Raw genomic sequence first — 16,030 nt, 5'->3', positions numbered from 1 at the left:
GACAACACGATGAAAGCACTGAAACACTGGGCCGCCCAGGCCGCCTTGCTGGCGGGGATCGCCGCCTCGGCCGTCACGCCCGCCGGCGCGCAGACCGTGTACCAGATCCCGGCCCTGTCCGACTACTCGGGCCCCTTCGCGGCCATCATGCCCATGGTGGGCCCGGGCCGCGAGGGCGTGGTGAACTGGTGGAACGCGGAAGTGGGCAGCAAGCTGGGCGTGAAGCTCGAGCTCAAGACCTACGACACGCGCTACGACACCGCACAGACCGCCAGCCTGTGGCCCGGCGTGCTGGCCACCAAGCCGGTGATCGGTCTCTCGCTCGGTGGCCCCGACACCTCGGCCCTGCAGCAGCGCCTGCCCACCGACAAGGTGCCCATGATCCTGGGCTCGGCCGCCAACGGCTTCGGCTGGCGCCCCAACCAGTGGGTGCTGGCCACGCGGCCGACCTTCGTGCACGAGGTCACCGGCTTCATCGACTGGTTCCAGAAGACCAAGACGCCGGGCCGCCCGACCAAGGTGGCGATGTTCACCACCGAGGCCTCGCCCACCTTCGCCGACATGGGCAAGGGCGTCATCGCCTACGCCAAGGCCAACCCCAACGTGGTGAGCCTGGTCGAGATGGTCTACGTGGAGCCCCAGCCGGCCGACGTGACCCTGCAGCTGCGCCGCGTGCTCAACGCGGGCGCCGAGGTGGTGCTGGTGCCGTCCAACATCCAGCAGGCGGTGGCGGTGAAGCGCGCCATGCAGACCCTGGGCAAGAACGTGCCCATCGTCTACAGCCTGCAGAACTCGCCCGCCATGCTGCAGAAGCTGCTGGGCAGCCTGTCGGCCATGGACGGCGACTACGAGGTGCACGCCGGCGTGATCGCCACCGACGAAGACACCGAGGCCAAGAAGTTCTACGACATGCTGGTGGCCAAGTACGGCGTGAAGGCGCCCTGGCACTCGATCACCACCATCGGCATCAACCAGACCCTGGTGCTGGTGCGCGCGGTGGAGGCGGCGGCGAAGAAGAACGGCGGTGACAAGCTCACCGGCGAGATGCTCTACAACACGCTGATCGAGACCCACTTCCCCGCCAAGGACTTCTACGGCTTCACCGGCGGTGGCGACATCGACTTCTCGGTCGAGGCACCGTTCCCGATCAAGGACCCGCGCGTCAACATCGGCCAGGTGGTGGGCGGCAAGCTGACCACGGTGGCCAAGGGCGTGCCGGTGCCCAAGCTGGCGAAGTGGTGAGTGAGAGCAGTGCCGTGTCGGAACCGCTGATCGCTCTGAACAACGTCGAGGTGCTCTACGCCGACGTGATCCTTTCGCTCAAAGGCATCACGCTGGAGGTGGCCGCCGGGAGCTGCACCGTGCTGCTCGGCCCCAACGGGGCCGGCAAGAGCACCACCCTCAAGACCATCTCGGGCATGCTGGACGTGGAGGAAGGCCGCGTCGCCTCGGGCCACGTGCGCATGCTGGGCCAGGACATCACCGGCGCGTCCGCCGAGCGGATGGTGGCCGATGGCGTGGTGCACGTGGTCGAAGGCCGCAAGGTGCTGCGCCACATGAGCACCGAGCAGAACTTGGTGGTGGGCGGGCACCGGCTCACGCGCATGGCCGATGTGAAGCAAGGGCTGGAGCGGGTCTACGGCCTGATCCCGCGCCTGGCCGAGCTGCGCACGCGCACCGCCGGCTACCTCTCGGGCGGCGAGCAGCAGCTGCTGCTGATCGGCCGCGCCATGATGGCCCGGCCCCGCCTGCTGATGATCGACGAGCCTTCGCTGGGCCTGGCGCCGCTGATGGTGAAGGAGATCTTCGACCTGCTCGGCAAGCTGCGCGCCGAAGGCGTGTCGCTGCTGATCGTGGAGCAGCACGCGCAGGCCGCGCTGGAACTGGCCGACCATGGCTACATCCTGGAGAACGGCCGCGTGGTGCTCGAAGGCACGGCCGCCGAGCTGCGCGCCAACGAGGACATCCAGGAGTTCTACCTGGGCCATCAGGCCAGCGGCGAGCGGCGCAACTACCGCGAAGTCAAACACTATCGCCGGCGAAAGAGATGGCTGGGCTGACGCCCACCCCCGCGCCGCCTTCGGCGTCACCCCCCGGGGCGATGCCTGCCGACTGGCAAAGCCAGATCGGCGGCATCCTTGGCTGGGGCACTTCAGGCAACCGAGAAAAATCATGAACAACATGAACGGCATCGAATGGAACGTGGACGGCCAGGGCGTGGGGCGCATCGTGCTCAACCGGCCGGAACACAACAACGCGCTGGGCCCATCGAACGCGCCTGCGCTGGTGAAGGCCATCACCGAGGTGCTGGCGGGCCAGCCGCGCGTGGTGGTGATCGAGGCGCGCGGGCCGATCTTCTGCGCGGGCGGCGACATCCGCGAATTCGTGAAGGCCGGCGACCGGCTCGATGAACTGGTGGATGAAATCCTCGACGAGCTGCTGCCGGGTTACCTCCAGCTCGCGCAGGCCACCTGCCCCATCGTGACGGTGGTGGGTGGCCCGGTGGGTGGCGCGGGTGTGGGCCTGGCGCTGTGCGGCGACTTCGTGCTCGCCAGCGACACCATGAAGCTGCGCACCGGGTACGCGGCCATCGGCCTCTCGCCCGACGTGGGCGCCTCCTACTTCCTGGCGCGCCGCGTGGGCCCGGTGCGCGCGCAGCAGTGGCTGATGCTCAGCGACGCCGTCGACGCCGCGCAATGCCTGGCCGCCGGCGCGGTGGACCAGGTGTTTCCCGCCGCCGGGCTGGACGCCGCGGCGCAGGCCCTGGTGCAGCGGCTGTGCGCCTCGGCGCCGGCCTCGCTCTCGGCCATGAAGCGGCTCTCGCTCGAAGGGCCGGCCCTTTCGCTGCAGGCCTACCTTTCGCTGGAGCAGCAGCTGCTCAAGGCCTGCGCCCGCACCGCCGACGCACGCGAAGGCACCTCGGCCTTCGTGGCCAAGCGCACGCCCACGTTCACCGGCCGTTGAGTCGCCATGGCCTTGCCCGCCGAGTGGCGCACGCGCCTGAGGCTGCCGCTGATCGCGGCACCCATGCTGCACGTGTCCGGGCCGGCGCTGGTGGCGGCCGCCTGCCGCGCGGGGGTGATTGGCGCCTTCCCGGCCGCCAACTGCCGCCGGCACGGCGAACTGGCGGCGTGGATCGCGAGCATCCGCGAGGCCATCGGCGACACCGCGAAGGCCGCGCCCTTCGCCGTCAACCTCATCGTGCGCAGCGCCACGCTCGCCGACGACCTGGCCTGCGTGCTGCGCGAGAAGGTGGAGCTCGTGATCACCAGCGTGGGCTCGCCGGCCGCGCTGGTGGGTCCGCTGCACGGTGCGGGCTGCCGCGTGTTCGCCGACGTGGCCACGCTGGCGCATGCCGAGAAGGCGCTGGCCGCCGGCGTGGACGGCCTGGTGCTGCTGTGCGCGGGCGCGGGCGGGCAGACCGGCTGGGTGAGCCCCTTCGCGGGCGTGCGCTCGCTGCGCGCGCTGTTCGACGGCCCGCTGGTTGTCGCCGGCGGCCTGAGCGACGGCCATGCGCTGTGGGCCGCGCAGGCCCTGGGCGCCGACCTCGGCTACATGGGCACGCGCTTCATCGCCACGCCCGAGAGCCTGGCCAGCGAGGCCCACCGGCGCATGCTGGTGGACGCGGGCTGGGACGACATCGTGCCGTCCAGCGCGTTCACCGGGCTGCCGGTGAACTGGCTGCGCGCCTCCCTCGTCGATGCGGGCCTCGACCCCGATGCGCTCGATGCCAGCGCGTTGGAAGCCGACGCCGCCGAGCTGTACGGCACCCGCGAAACCCAGCAACGCCCCCGGCGCTGGACCGAACTCTTCAGCGCCGGCCATTCGGCGGCCGGCGTGCACGGCGTGTTGCCCGTCGCCGCGCTGGTGGACGAACTCGCCGGCCAATACGATGCCGCGCGCCAGCGCAGCCTGGGCTTCGCACCCGCCGGCCCCTCCCGTTTCCCAGGATGACCCTATGACCTCCACCCTGCCCACGCTGATCGACCTGCTCGCGCACAACGCCGTCGCCCACGCCGACCGCCCCGCCGTGATCGACGACGGCGCGCCGCAGTCCCACTCCCTGCTCTACGTGGCCGTGCAGCGGCAGGCCGCCGCCCTGTCGGCCCTGGGAGTCGGCCAGGGCGACCGCGTGGTGCTGGTCGCCGGCAACCGCGCCGAGGTGCTGGTGATGCTGGGCGCGGTGGCCTGGCTGGGCGCGATGCTGGTGCCGCTGAACCTGCGGCTCTCGCCGGCCGAAATGGCCCAGCAGTCGCGCGACGCCACGCCGGCGATGGCCGTGGTGGACGCCGCCTGCGCGCCCTTGTGGCAGGCGGCCTGGCCCGAGGGCATGCCCGGGGTGCCGACCGTGCGGCTCGGCGCGGCGAACGGGCCCTCGCCCGCCTATGCCGGTCCCGGCACCGCGCCGCCGGTGGCGCGGCAGGACGCCCCGGAACTCGGCGTGCTCATGCTGTTCACCGCCGCCGTGGAAGGCCACGCGCGCGGCGCGGTGCTGGCGCAGTCGCAGCTCACCGCCTCGGCCCGGCAGATCGGTGCCGTGTGGTCGCTCGGCGTGAACGACCGCTGGCTCGGCGTGCTGCCGCTGTTCCACGCGGCCGGCATCGGCCTCTCGCTCGCGCTGCTGGCCGCAGGCGGCACCTGCGTGCTGCTGCCGCGCTTCGACCCCGCCGCCGCCGTGGCGGCGGTGGAACAGCACCAGGTCACGGTGAGCGCCACCTTCGCGCCCATGCTCGGCGCCATGCTCGATGCCGCACAGACCAGCGGCGCCTCTCTGGCCAGCCTGCGCATCTGCATGGGTCTGGAGCCACCGGCCACGCAGGCGCGGTTGACCGCGCTGTGCCCTGGGGTCGGTTTCTGGTCCGCCTACGGGCAGGCCGAGGTGTCGAGCATGGTGTGCCTGGGGCTACAGAGCGAGCGCCCGGGCTCCGCCGGCCGCGCCGTGCCGCCTTCACAGATCCGCATCCAGGACGCGACCGGGCAGCCGGTGGCCGACGGGGCGGAGGGCGAGATCGCGGTGCGCGGTCCGACCGTGTTCCTGGGCTACTGGGACGTGGAAACGCGGCGCCCTTTCAAACCGGCCGACCCCTGGCACCGCACCGGCGACCTGGGGCGGCTCGACGCGGACGGCTGGCTGTGGTTCACCGGCCGCACGGCACACAAGCAGCTCATCAAGAGCGGGGGCGAAAACGTCTACCCGGCCGAGGTGGAACAGGTGCTGCTCGAACACCCGGCCGTGGCCGAGGCCTTCGTGTTCGGCCAGGCGGATGAGAAATGGGGCGAGGCGGTGCACGCGGCCTGCGCCCTCAAGCCCGGCGCGATAGCCACCGAAGCCGATCTGATCGGCTTCGTGGCGCAGCGACTGGCGCGCTTCAAGCGGCCACAGCAAGTGCGAATCCTGCCAGCACCGCTGACACGGGCCACGTGAAACGCCAGCCCTACCGGAACCTGTCCATGAATGCCCGGCATTTCGCCAGCGCCATGGACAAGGCCTTGACCTGAATCTGCTTCATTTGCACAGCCAGCAGGGCGTGGAGCTGCATGACGTCCTGCAGGTCACTCGGAGGCTGGAGGATGGGCCGCTGAACACGCACCATGGTCAAGTCCGTGCGGCGCACCGGCTTCGGCTGTTTGAAACCACCGTCGTGGACGGAGGGTCGGTGCCGCTTGTTCAACAACAGGCAGGTCGGCTCGGGCACATGCTTGGGCTCAGAGGGCAGAACAGGGGTCGACAAGACCATCGGTTCGTCGAGCTCCTGCCGGCACCACATCTCAGCCTTGGACCGCATGGGTGCCAGCCGGTTGGCATCCATGAAGGAGCGGTACTCCGCGAACAGCGCGGGATGGTGCCTGGAAAGGGTGGTCTCGGCTTGCGCGATCGCCCCCGTCGCGTCATCTGTCCACGCGCGCAGCAGCTCGGCGACGATGGCTTGCCTGGAAGGGTGCAGAAGGGAAAAGCGCTGTTGACATGCAATGCCGAGTCGGGAAATGGAAGTGGGTGTCATACGAAAAGTGAATCCCCAGGCAGATGCCTGGTGTCCTTCAGTGCGACACGGCGGAAGAAGATTCAGACGGGCCGTCCGCTCAGACCCTGCCGTCGGCCGTGATGGGCAGATCGTGTGAGGGTTGCGGGTGGCGCGTGCCATTGAGCAACGCACCGATCCAGGTGTGGCGCACGAACAGGCGGTAGCTGCCCAGGCAGACCAGCGTGGTGGCCGAGATGTTGATGGCGATCTTCACCAGGGCCGGCAGCGGCAGCTGGTAGAGCAAGGCGCCGAAAAGGATGGTGAGCGGGAAGTGCACCAGGTAGACCCAGTAAGCGCTGTCCGCGAGATACCCCAGCACCTTGTGGCGCGACTGCAGGAAGCGCAGGGCCAGGCCGATCGAGGCGAAGCTCCAGAGCCAGGCCGCGCAGTGAAAGCTGTAGGCGCCCAGCAGCATGGGGCCATGGCGGCGCGTCACCCCTTCGGAGAGCACGAAGAACACCAGGCCCACCAGGGCGCAAAGGAGCCAGCGGCGCTGGAACTGCGCGAACAGCACCGCCTGCTGGCCGTACAGCACCAGCCCGAAGGCGAAGTACACGCCGTAGTGCACCCACTCGTTCCAGGGCGGCAGGAAGGAGCCCGAGTTCACGATGAAGCCGCGCGGGTAGCCGGCGGTGGCGAACAGCAGCGGCAGCGCGAGCAGCGCGAAGCCCCAGGGCTGCCGCGCAACCCACGCGAGCATCGAAGCCACGGGGGTGAACCAGTGCCGGGGCAGCCGCATCAGCACGGAGGCGATGACGCAGAACCACAGCAGCAGCCACAGGAACCACATGTGCATGGTGCTGATGCCTTTGTCGGGCACGTTCGCGGCCACGGCCAGGTCGAACCCCCATTGGTTGAGGGCCAGCCGATTGAGGAAGAGCAGCACCGCGAGGCTGGTGAGCAGCCACAGGATGGGCCAGAAGATCGCGAACGGCAGGGCCAGGCGCGCGAGCCGGTGCCGCAGCAGGCCCGCCGGGCCACGCGACTTCGCCAGCAAGGCCGCAAAAAAGCCCGACAGGATGAAGAAGGCGGGCATGCGGAACACGTGGATGACGGTGATGAGGGCATCGGCCACCACGGTGCGCTGCTCGTCCAGCCAGACGTTGGGCATCGGGTGCGTGGCGTAGACGGCCGACACATGCAGCACGATGCCCAGCCACATGAGGATGGCACGCAGGTTGTCCAGCGCGTGGAGCCGGACACCAGCGGGCGCGGGCGGAGCGTGTTCACTCATGAGAGCGCCACATTAGCAGTTCGCGGGCGTTCGCGCCACCACCCGCGGGACCCCGCCGGCTGGCGGGGGCGGCCGATCAGCCCGGACGGATGTTGTTGCGCTTGATGACCTCGGCCATGGCGGCCGTGTCGCTCTTGATGCGGCGCGCCAGTCCTTCCGGACCGGTGCCGGCCACCTGCCAGCCCTGGCCGAAGATCTTCTGGCGGATGTCTTCGCGGCGCACGATCTCGGTCAGCAAGGTGGCCAGGCGGTTCACGTGCGCCTTGGGCAGGCTGTTGGGCGCGGCCACGGCGTTCCAGATCTCGAGCTGGAAGTCGCGCACGCCGGCCTCGCTCAGGCTGGGCACGCCGGGCACCAGGCTGCTGCGGCCGGCCGACGTGACGCCGATGGCCTTGAGCTTGCCCGCCGTCACCTGCGGCATGGCCAGGCCCGGGGGCAGCAGCGACATCTGCACCTGGCCCCCCAGCATGGCGGTGATGACCTGCGGGTTGCCCGGGTACGGCACATGCACCGGTGCGATGCCGGCGCGGCTCTTGAGCAGCTCCATGCCCAGGTGGGCCACGGTGCCCACACCGGGCGTGCCGTAGTTCCACTTGTCGCCGGAGGCGCGCGCGGCGGCGATGTAGGCCGCGCCGCTCTCGGCCACGCTGGCGGGCACGCTGAGCACCAGGGGCGCGACGGCGATCAGCGAGACGGGGGCCAGCTCGGTGATCGGGTCGTAGGTGGTGTCGGGGTTGAGGATCTTGGCGATCGTCATGTTGCCGTTGATCATCAGGCCGATGGTGTGGTCGTCGGTGGCGCGGGCCACGGCTGCGGCGGCGATGTTGCCGCCGGCACCCGGCCGGTTCTCGATCACCACCGGCTGGCCCAGGGCCTGCTGCAGCGGCTCGGCCAGGAGGCGCGCGGTGAGGTCGGGCGAGGAACCGCCGGGGAAGCCCACGATGATCTTCAGCGGCCGGCTGGGCCAGGCGGCTTGCGCATGCGCGGCGGGCAGCACGGTGGAAGCGGCCACGGCGGCGGCGGTGGCCAGGGCATGGCGGCGGGTGACGGGGGTGTTCTGGAAGTTCATGTCTGCCTCAGGTTTCGGGATGGATTCAAAAGGACTCTCACTGCGCCCGGGGGCACGACCGCCGCGCGCGAAACAACGCCCACCAGAGGCACCGAGGGTCCGGCTGCGCCGGCCCAAGGTGCCGTCCCCCCTCGAAGCGCCGAAGGCGCGCCACGGAGGGGGGAAGCCGCGCAGCGGCGCAGGGGGATGTCTCATCTCATCGGCTCGGGCGGTCCGTCGTAGAGCCACGTATTGTCCAGCAATCGTTCGCCCAGCATGCCCATGGCGGAGTCCCGCGCCCAGCGCAGCAGGCCCTGCGCGTGGAAGACCACGCCGTTGCGCTGCGAGAGCTTCTGCACGCGCGCGTTGCGCTGCCAGCGGGTCTGGGCGTAGCGCGACAGCCGCAGCGCCCAGTCGCTGCCGGCCTCGCGGTCCTGCGCCAGGCGCCCGAGCGTCCAGGCGTCCTCGATGGCCATGGCCGCGCCCTGCGCGAAATAGGGCCGCATGGGGTGGGCGGCGTCGCCCAGCAGGGCCACGCGGCCGCGCGCCTGTTCGTGCGGGCCGCGCAAGGCGGGCCGGTCGTTCAGCGGCCACAGCGTCCAGTCGGGAACGGCCGCGACCATGGCCATCAGCTCGCCGCAGGCGGGGCCCAGGGCGCGCCGCAGGTCGCTGGCGTGGGCCTCGTGCGTCCACGCCTGGGGGTCGTCGCCGGGCGGCAGGCTGCCGTGCACGACCGCCACGAGGTTGAACCAGTCGCCCTGCTTCACCGGGTAGTGCACCACGTGCAGGCGCGGCGCCAGCCAGGCCGTGACGAGGTTGGCGCGCAGGGGCGTGGGCAGGTCCACCGAGCGCACCATGCCCCGGTAGGCCAGGTGGCCGGTGGCGCGCACGGCCGGCCCGCCGAGCAGGCCGGCGCGCACCCGGCTCCACAGGCCATCGCAGCCGATCAGCGCCTCGCCCGACAGCGTCTCGCCGCCGTCCAGCGCCACCTGCACACCCTCGCCGTCTTCCGTCCAGCTCGCCAGCCGCGCGCCCAACCGCAGCTGCACTTCGGGTCGGCGCTGCACCGCGGCCAGCAGCAGGCCGTGCAGGTCGGCGCGGTGCAGGGTGGCGTAGTGCTGCCCGTGGCGCGCCAGCGCCAGGGCGCCCAGGCGCAGGTGGCCGAGCTGATTCGCGCGGTGGGCGTCGCGCACGCGCAGCGCCTCCGGGAACGCGGCGCAGGACTGCAGGGCGTCCATCAGGCCCCACTCGGCCAGCACGCGCACCGCGTTCGGCCCGAGCTGCAGGCCCGCCCCCACCTCGCCAAAGGCCTCGGCCTGTTCCAGCACCACCGAGCGCATGCCCGCGCGGGCCAGCGCCAGGGCGCAAGCCAGTCCACCAATGCCACCGCCCGCCACGATCACCTGTTGGTTCATGCGCGCGATTGTGCCGCCTGGGCAGGGCCGGCTATATTGGCCGACACCACGCCCTCCCGCCACGCCCGAGGAGTCGCCATGCTCAAGACCTACCACGGCAGTTGCCATTGCGGCGCCGTCACCTTCGAGGCCGACCTGGACCTCGCGCAAAGCAGCTACCGCTGCAACTGCTCCATCTGCCGGCGCAACCGCTTCTGGCCGGCGGTGGCAACGCCCGAGCACTTCCGCCTGCTGAGCGGCGAGGCGGACCTCACGCTCTACCGCTTCAACACGATGAAGAACCACCACCTCTTCTGCAGGCACTGTGGTGTGCGCAGCTTCGGCATCGGCAACGACACGCCGATGGGCCAGATGATCGGCGTGAACCTGGGCTGCCTGAACGATGTGACGGACGAAGAGCTGTCGAAGGTGCCGATCACCTACATCGACGGCCTGCACGACCGGCCGTCCGCGCCGGCGTTCTTCGCGCACCTCTGAGCCTGGCGGGCGCTGCGTGAGGTACCGCACCAACAGGCGCTCGGGAAAGCCTTAGGCTGGTGCCCCGAGCACCCGGAAAGGACCTCCGATGACCGCCTCCCTCCAGCCCGCCACCGCCCTGGCCCGGGCGGCCAGCCAGCCCTACCCCAACGACAGCAGCGAATACCGCACGGCGCGCACGGCGCTGCTGGCCGAAGAGATCGAACTGCGGCGCCACATCGAGCGCGTGGCCGCGCAGCGGCGCGCGCTGCCGCCGGGCGGCGTGGCGGCCGACTATGAGTTCCGCGACGAGAACGGCAAGACGGTGGGCTGGAAGGCGCTGTTCGACGCGCACGAAACGCTGGTGACCTACTTCTGGATGTACGGGCCTCAACGCGAGCGGCCCTGCCCGATGTGCACCGCGTTCATCGGCTCGCTCGACATTCCCGCGCGCGACCTCTCGCAGCACGTGGCGCTGGCGGTGATCGGCCGTTCGCCGGTGGAGCGGCAGCTGGCCTTCGCGCGCGAGCGGGGCTGGAAGAACCTGAAGTTCTACGCGACGGTGGGCGACCGCTTCGCGCGCGACTACCGGGGCCTGGCACCGAATGGCGAGGAGTGGCCCGCGCTCGATGTCTGGGTGCGGCGCGACGGCCAGGTGCGGCACTTCTGGGGCTCCGAGCTCGGCGGCACGGCCGACCCGGGCCAGGACCCTCGCGGCGCACCCGACCCCACGCCGCTGTGGAACATCCTGGACCTCACGCCGGGCGGGCGCGGCACCGACTGGTACCCCAGGCTGGACTACGGCAACGGCGCCTGAACGCGCGCGCGCCGAGGGACGAAGGGATCAGGCTTTCAGCTGGTCTTCGATGAACGCGACGACGCGCTCGAGGCGCTGCACGACCAACAGCTCGCCCGGCATGTCCGCAAACTGCGCCTGCGGCCCGAAGCCGATGACGGGTTTGTGGAACGCCAGGCACAGGCGCACCTCATCGTGGGTGCCGTGCGCACCCGGCAAGGCCACGACGACGTCGCTGCTCAGCACGTTCACGTGGTTGCGCGTGTGCAGCTCGGGTGGATCGGATGCGGCACGGCGCGGGAGCGGCGTGACGATCCGGATGTCGACATGCGCGTTGGGGTAGCCCTCCAGCGGCCGGAAACCGCGCTCGGGGTCGGCCAGGGTAGGCAGCACCCCGATGGCGCAACCGCGTCGGCCGGGGTGTTCGTGAAACGCCTTGCCCACGCTCGCCATCACGCCCTGGCCACCGCCTGTGAGCAGGTGGTGGCCGGCCTCGGCGATCCACGCGCCCAGTGGTTTGGCGAGCCGGTTCCAGGGTCGGGAGCCCGAACCCATGACGCCGATGACGGCCATGGCACCCAGGGACGTTCAGAACGCCTGGACGTTCCACTCGTAGTCGAGCGCCACGGCGCTCACCGCGGCCAGGCGCTCCTCGGGCGACTGGGACAGCGACGCCAGCAAGCGCGCATTGAACGCGTCGAGCGTCGCCTTGGCCTGGTCCGCCTGCGCGGGGTCCACCGCCTGGTCCTCGAACTTCTGCACATAGGAATGGGCCGCGACGCCCACCACGAAATACAGCGCGGCGTTGGCCGGATCCGTCTTCATGAGGGCGAACGCGCCTTTGTAGAACGCCTTGAACTGGTCGGTTCCCGCCAGGCCCTGCGCAAACGTCTGCGCGATGTGTTGAAAAGTCATGCCGGAGGTTCTCCTTTAGGCGGGGACAGGGGACACGGGGGAGGATGCGATGCCACCATGGGCCTCGGACCACGCCCCCGGGTTTCGAAGAAATGCGGCCCATTCCGCGACGGCCGATGGGTCGAACCCATCGCGCCCGCGCGCGGCATCGAGCACGTCCTGCCAGGTGCACAGGGCATGCACACGCATCTGGTGCGCGTGCAGCATCGCCGTGGCATCGAAGGTGCCGTAGTCGAACACCACGAAGACGTCGCGGACCACGGCACCCCGCGCGCGCAGGGCCTGGCAGAACGTGAGCTTGGACAGGCCCGCGGCCATCAGGTCGTCCACGAGCAGCACCGCCGAGCCGGGCGCCACCACGCCTTCCACCTGGGCCTGGCCCACGGCGCGCTTGCGAACGTATTGCAGGGGCAGGTTCAAGGCATCCGCCATCCAGGCCGCGAAGGCGATGCCGCTGGACTCCCCGCCCGCCACGGCGGCCAGGCCCTCCAGGGCGCCGGCGGCGCGAAGCCGGGCCAGGGCCTGCTCAAGCAGCACCTGCCGCGTCCGTGGAAACGAAATCAGTCGACGGCAATCCATGTACACCGGGCTGGCCCAGCCCGATGGCAAGCGGAAAGGCTCATCGGTCCGGCAGCTGACGCAGCCCGCCTCGATCAGCAGCTCGGCCACCGCATGGGCGGAGGATGGGTTGGGCATCATGGCAACTCCGTCAATGCATCCACCCGCTCCAGCAGGCGCCGCAAGCGCTGCGCGCCCGTGCGGCCCTTGTAGGCGCTCTTCCAGAGGCGGCCGATCATGTCCTCGTACAGGCGCACGGCCTCGGGTGAGGCGGTCACGGTGGCAATGCCGTTGCGCACGTTGGGCAACTCGCCCAGCCTGAAGGGGCTCACCGCCAGCACGGTGCGCTGGTTCCCGGAAAACAGCTGGAAGGTCGACGAGGGCATGGCGTCGTCGATCAGGCCGATCTGCACATTCAGCGGCTCGCTCTCCATCAGATCGGCAATGCGCACCACTTCGTTGCGCGCGGCCCGCACGCGCTGCATCCGGACCTCGTGCGGGAGATCGACCCGCCCGACCAGCCCCGTCAGCACGAAGCGCTCCAGCTCGCGCATGCCGATCAGGCTCACGATGCTCATGCGGCGCTGCTCGAAGAACCGCCGACGCTCGGCCAGGATGGTCAGCATGTCCTCCACTTCGCCCTGGCGCGCTTTGCCCTGGGGTTTTGGCGAGGCCTCGAGCAGCATTTCCCGCAGGTGCGTCAGGTACTCGTCGGAGGTCAGCAGCAAGGAAATGGGTTCGAAGTGGGCCAGGATGCGGTCGGATGTCTGCTCGAGCTGGCGCATGCGTTCGAACAGGCCCAGGGCGTTCGAGTAGTACTCGACTTCCACCCCCAGCAAGGAGGCCAGCGACGTGTTCAGCAGCTGGGCCAGCCTCTCCAGGGTCTCGATCTTGACGATCTCGCCCTTCTCCATGCGGTACACCACCGCGCGCGACACGCCGAGCTGCTCGGCCACATCCTCAGCCTGCAGCGACGCGCCGATGCGGTAGGCCTTGAGCCGGTTGCCCAGGTCCGCGTAGTCAATCGAGGAAGCTGGTGGCAAGACGGGTGTGCTCATCTCTTTTTCACTCGGTCGAATCAAAAAAGAGAATATAGGGCACCCGCTGGAAAAGACATACCCGCGTCGAACGGGCGCCCTCCCCCGGTTGCGCACCCTCCTGCGGCGCACCCGCGTGCGATGGGGACGAACGGACGATTTCATGGGCAGGCTCCGGGCCGTGGGTGAGCGATGGGGAAAGGGATCGTGTTCATGGCGCCGGGCGCACCTGCCAGGGCACGGTGCTCCCGCCCAGGAAAGGGTGGATCGCCGCGCCGCCGGGCAGCGCCACGTTGTCGGGCACCGTTTGCGGCGCGCGCAGCAGGGTGAGGGTGTCCTCGTTGGGCGAGAGGCCGTAGAACCGGGGCCCGTTGAGGCTCGCAAAGGCCTCCAGGCGATCCAGCGCGCCGGCCTGATCGAAGACCGTGGCGTAGGCCGCCAGGGCGGTGGGCGCGTTGAAGATCCCAGCGCAGCCGCAGGCGGATTCCTTCAGCGCGCGCGCGTGGGGCGCCGAGTCGGTGCCCAGGAAAAAACGGGCGTCGCCCGAGGTCGCCACCTGGATCAGGGCCAGCCGGTGGCGCTCCCGCTTCAGGATCGGCAGGCAGTAGAAGTGCGGCCGGATGCCCTGGGTGAAGATGGCGTTGCGGTTGAACAGAAGATGCTGCGGCGTGATGGTCGCGCCCAGGCGCCCGCTGTGATTGGACCGCACCACTTGCGCCGCCTCTTCGGTGGTGATGTGCTCCAGCACCACCTTCAGCGCGGGGAAGTCGCGCAGCAGCGGCTGCAGCGTGCGCTCGAGAAACACCGCCTCGCGATCGAACACGTCCACCGCCGGGTCCGTGCTCTCACCGTGCAGCAGCAGCGGCATGCCGATGGCCTGCATGCACTCCAGCGCCCGGGCCACCTTGGCCATGTCCGTCACGCCAAATTCCGAATGCGTGGTGGCGCCCGACGGGTACAGCTTGACGGCGCTGAACACGCCCTCTTCGTGGCCACGGCGCAATTCGTCGGGCGGCGTGTGGTCGCAGAGGTAGGCGGCCATCAGGGGCGTGAAGCGATCGCCTGCGGGCACCGCGGCCAGGATGCGCGCCCGGTAGGCGCGGGCCGCCTCCACCGTGGTCACCGGCGGCTGGAGGTTGGGCATGACCATCGCCCGCCCGAACCACCCTGAGGTGTAGGGCAGCACGGTGGCCAGCACGTCGCCATCGCGAAGATGCAGGTGCCAGTCGTCGGGGCGCCGGATCGTGATCAGGTCGGTCATGGTCGGCCTCTTCAGGCGATGCGGCTGGCCGCGACGGAGAGCGCCTGCACGCCCAGCATGAAATCGTCGAGGTCCATGGACTCGTGCGGGTTGTGCGAGCCATTCTGGTTGCGGATGAACAGCATCGCGCTGGGAATGCCCGCGTTGGCGAACAGCGCGGCGTCGTGCCCGGCGCCGCTGGGCAGGACTTCGCAGGCCGCGCCCTGGTCCGCGCAAGCCTGCGACAACAGGGCGCACAGGCGCTCGTCCATGGTGGCGGGCTCGCTCACCAGGCGGCGGTCGAAGCGGAAGGTCACGCCTCGCTCGCGGGTGATCGCACTCACCTCGGCCTGGACCAGCTGGTAGAAGGCTTCGAGCGTGTCCGTGCTCTTGCTGCGCGCCTCCAGGCTGAAGCCCACCTGCCCGGGAATGCGCGAAATGGCGTGTTCCGCCGTGTCCGTCTGCAGAATGCCCACCGTCACCACCAGATCGGTGCCGCGTTCCAGCAGGGCCCGCCAATGGGCGTCCAGCCGCATGACGAGGTCGGAGACGGCGAAGACGGCGTCGTGGCGGAGCCAGCGCGGCACCACGCCGGAGTGCTGGGCATCGCCCAGGCACTCGATGCGGTTGTGCCGGACGTTGCCACGGATGCCCGACACCACGGCCAGCGGCAGCTGGCGCGCCACCATCACCGGCCCCTGCTCGATGTGGAGTTCGATATAGGCCTTGACCGCCGCCTTGTCGATGAGCACCTCCTGCGCGCGGACCGCCTCGATGTCGGCACCGCTGTGCTTCATGCAATCGGCCAGGCACTCGCCGGTGCTGCGCTGGCGCAGCACCAGGTCCTCGGCGCCCAGTTGGCCGAACAGGGCGCCGGAGCCCATATAGGCCTTGCCGAACCAGGCGCTTTCCTCGCCCCGCAAGGCAATGGTCTGGATGGGCACCGCGGGACTGACGCCCTGGCGCCGCAGGGCCACCTGGCACAGCAGGCCCGCCACGACCCCGGCCAGACCGTCGAAGTTGCCGCCTTGCGGCACCGAGTCGATGTGCGAACCGATCCAGACCGAAGGCCGATCCACCGGTGCGTCCGGCAGCGAGAACACCACGTTGGCGGCCCGGTCCGAGGTGGCCACCAGCCCCTCCGAGTGCGCGAAGTCCCGCAGGTAGTTGGCCGTGGCGGTTTCGCCCGGTCCGTAGCTTTCCCGCGTCACGCCCACCCCGTCGAACGAGAGTTCACGGATGTCGGCAAAGAGTTTTTCGGCCAGGGGCCGAAGTTCAGCAAGGTTCATGGAAGTCGCCGGCGGTGGG

The 16,030-nt window shown here is 70.1% G+C and carries 17 protein-coding genes; 7 read left to right on the top strand and 10 right to left on the bottom strand.

Annotated elements, in window-relative coordinates; all coding sequences use genetic code 11:
• Positions 1-9 precede the first annotated feature (9 nt).
• The 5 genes from ACODTB_RS12705 (at position 10) to ACODTB_RS12685 (ending at position 5,425) form a co-directional block, all read left to right on the top strand.
• Positions 10-1,242, top strand: coding sequence for an ABC transporter substrate-binding protein (locus tag ACODTB_RS12705; RefSeq protein ID WP_291120061.1), 1,233 nt, complete (start codon positions 10-12; stop codon positions 1,240-1,242).
• Between the two features lie 14 nt (positions 1,243-1,256).
• Entirely contained in the window at positions 1,257-2,060 is an 804-nt protein-coding gene (locus tag ACODTB_RS12700) for an ABC transporter ATP-binding protein (RefSeq protein ID WP_488929372.1), read from the top strand.
• A gap of 112 nt (positions 2,061-2,172) precedes the next feature.
• Positions 2,173-2,964 (top strand): enoyl-CoA hydratase-related protein, encoded by a 792-nt coding sequence (locus ACODTB_RS12695; RefSeq protein ID WP_291120057.1) that lies wholly within the window; start codon positions 2,173-2,175, stop codon positions 2,962-2,964.
• 6 nt (positions 2,965-2,970) lie between these two features.
• The gene (locus tag ACODTB_RS12690; RefSeq protein WP_291120054.1) at positions 2,971-3,954 is read left to right on the top strand and encodes an NAD(P)H-dependent flavin oxidoreductase; all 984 of its coding nucleotides are present in this window, start codon (positions 2,971-2,973) and stop codon (positions 3,952-3,954) included.
• Between the two features lie 4 nt (positions 3,955-3,958).
• The gene (locus ACODTB_RS12685; RefSeq protein WP_291120051.1) at positions 3,959-5,425 is read left to right on the top strand and encodes an AMP-binding protein; all 1,467 of its coding nucleotides are present in this window, start codon (positions 3,959-3,961) and stop codon (positions 5,423-5,425) included.
• Positions 5,426-5,435: 10 nt separating this feature from the next.
• On the opposite strand, the gene ACODTB_RS12680 is transcribed toward ACODTB_RS12685, so the two are convergent.
• The 4 genes from ACODTB_RS12680 to ACODTB_RS12665 form a co-directional block, all read right to left on the bottom strand.
• Positions 5,436-6,002: a hypothetical protein gene (locus ACODTB_RS12680; protein ID WP_291120048.1), complete on the bottom strand. Its 567-nt coding sequence runs from the start codon at positions 6,000-6,002 to the stop codon at positions 5,436-5,438.
• Positions 6,003-6,081: 79 nt separating this feature from the next.
• Positions 6,082-7,257 carry an acyltransferase family protein gene (locus ACODTB_RS12675; RefSeq protein WP_291120046.1) on the bottom strand — a complete coding sequence of 392 codons (1,176 nt, stop codon included), beginning with the start codon at positions 7,255-7,257 and terminating at the stop codon, positions 6,082-6,084.
• Between the two features lie 76 nt (positions 7,258-7,333).
• On the bottom strand, positions 7,334-8,326 hold the full coding sequence (locus ACODTB_RS12670) for a Bug family tripartite tricarboxylate transporter substrate binding protein (protein WP_291120043.1): 993 nt from the start codon (positions 8,324-8,326) through the stop codon (positions 7,334-7,336).
• A 191-nt stretch (positions 8,327-8,517) separates the two neighbouring features.
• Positions 8,518-9,720, bottom strand: a complete 1,203-nt coding sequence (locus ACODTB_RS12665; protein ID WP_291120041.1) for an FAD-dependent monooxygenase — start codon at positions 9,718-9,720, stop codon at positions 8,518-8,520.
• Positions 9,721-9,798: 78 nt separating this feature from the next.
• Between ACODTB_RS12665 and ACODTB_RS12660 the strand changes: the two genes are divergently transcribed.
• Together ACODTB_RS12660 and ACODTB_RS12655 are read left to right on the top strand one after the other, a co-directional pair.
• Positions 9,799-10,197 carry a GFA family protein gene (locus ACODTB_RS12660; protein ID WP_291120038.1) on the top strand — a complete coding sequence of 133 codons (399 nt, stop codon included), beginning with the start codon at positions 9,799-9,801 and terminating at the stop codon, positions 10,195-10,197.
• A gap of 88 nt (positions 10,198-10,285) precedes the next feature.
• The gene (locus tag ACODTB_RS12655) at positions 10,286-10,993 is read left to right on the top strand and encodes a DUF899 family protein (RefSeq protein ID WP_291120034.1); all 708 of its coding nucleotides are present in this window, start codon (positions 10,286-10,288) and stop codon (positions 10,991-10,993) included.
• Between the two features lie 27 nt (positions 10,994-11,020).
• On the opposite strand, the gene ACODTB_RS12650 is transcribed toward ACODTB_RS12655, so the two are convergent.
• The 6 genes from ACODTB_RS12650 to ACODTB_RS12625 form a co-directional block, all read right to left on the bottom strand.
• On the bottom strand, positions 11,021-11,545 hold the full coding sequence (locus tag ACODTB_RS12650; RefSeq protein WP_291120031.1) for an SLOG cluster 4 domain-containing protein: 525 nt from the start codon (positions 11,543-11,545) through the stop codon (positions 11,021-11,023).
• A gap of 15 nt (positions 11,546-11,560) precedes the next feature.
• Entirely contained in the window at positions 11,561-11,887 is a 327-nt protein-coding gene (locus ACODTB_RS12645; protein ID WP_291120029.1) for a hypothetical protein, read from the bottom strand.
• A gap of 15 nt (positions 11,888-11,902) precedes the next feature.
• Positions 11,903-12,586, bottom strand: coding sequence for an orotate phosphoribosyltransferase (locus tag ACODTB_RS12640; protein ID WP_488929371.1), 684 nt, complete (start codon positions 12,584-12,586; stop codon positions 11,903-11,905).
• On the bottom strand, positions 12,583-13,503 hold the full coding sequence (locus ACODTB_RS12635) for a helix-turn-helix domain-containing protein (protein ID WP_291120024.1): 921 nt from the start codon (positions 13,501-13,503) through the stop codon (positions 12,583-12,585). Before ACODTB_RS12635 ends, ACODTB_RS12640 begins: the two co-directional genes overlap by 4 nt.
• 190 nt (positions 13,504-13,693) lie before the next feature.
• Positions 13,694-14,743, bottom strand: a complete 1,050-nt coding sequence (gene pyrC, locus ACODTB_RS12630) for a dihydroorotase (RefSeq protein WP_488929370.1) — start codon at positions 14,741-14,743, stop codon at positions 13,694-13,696.
• An 11-nt stretch (positions 14,744-14,754) separates the two neighbouring features.
• Positions 14,755-16,011, bottom strand: coding sequence for a hydantoinase/carbamoylase family amidase (locus ACODTB_RS12625; protein WP_291120022.1), 1,257 nt, complete (start codon positions 16,009-16,011; stop codon positions 14,755-14,757).
• Positions 16,012-16,030: the final 19 nt, after the last annotated feature.

The sequence above is a fragment of the Hydrogenophaga sp. FG152 genome (assembly GCF_057809615.1).
This window is presented reverse-complemented; position numbering and strand designations above follow the sequence as displayed.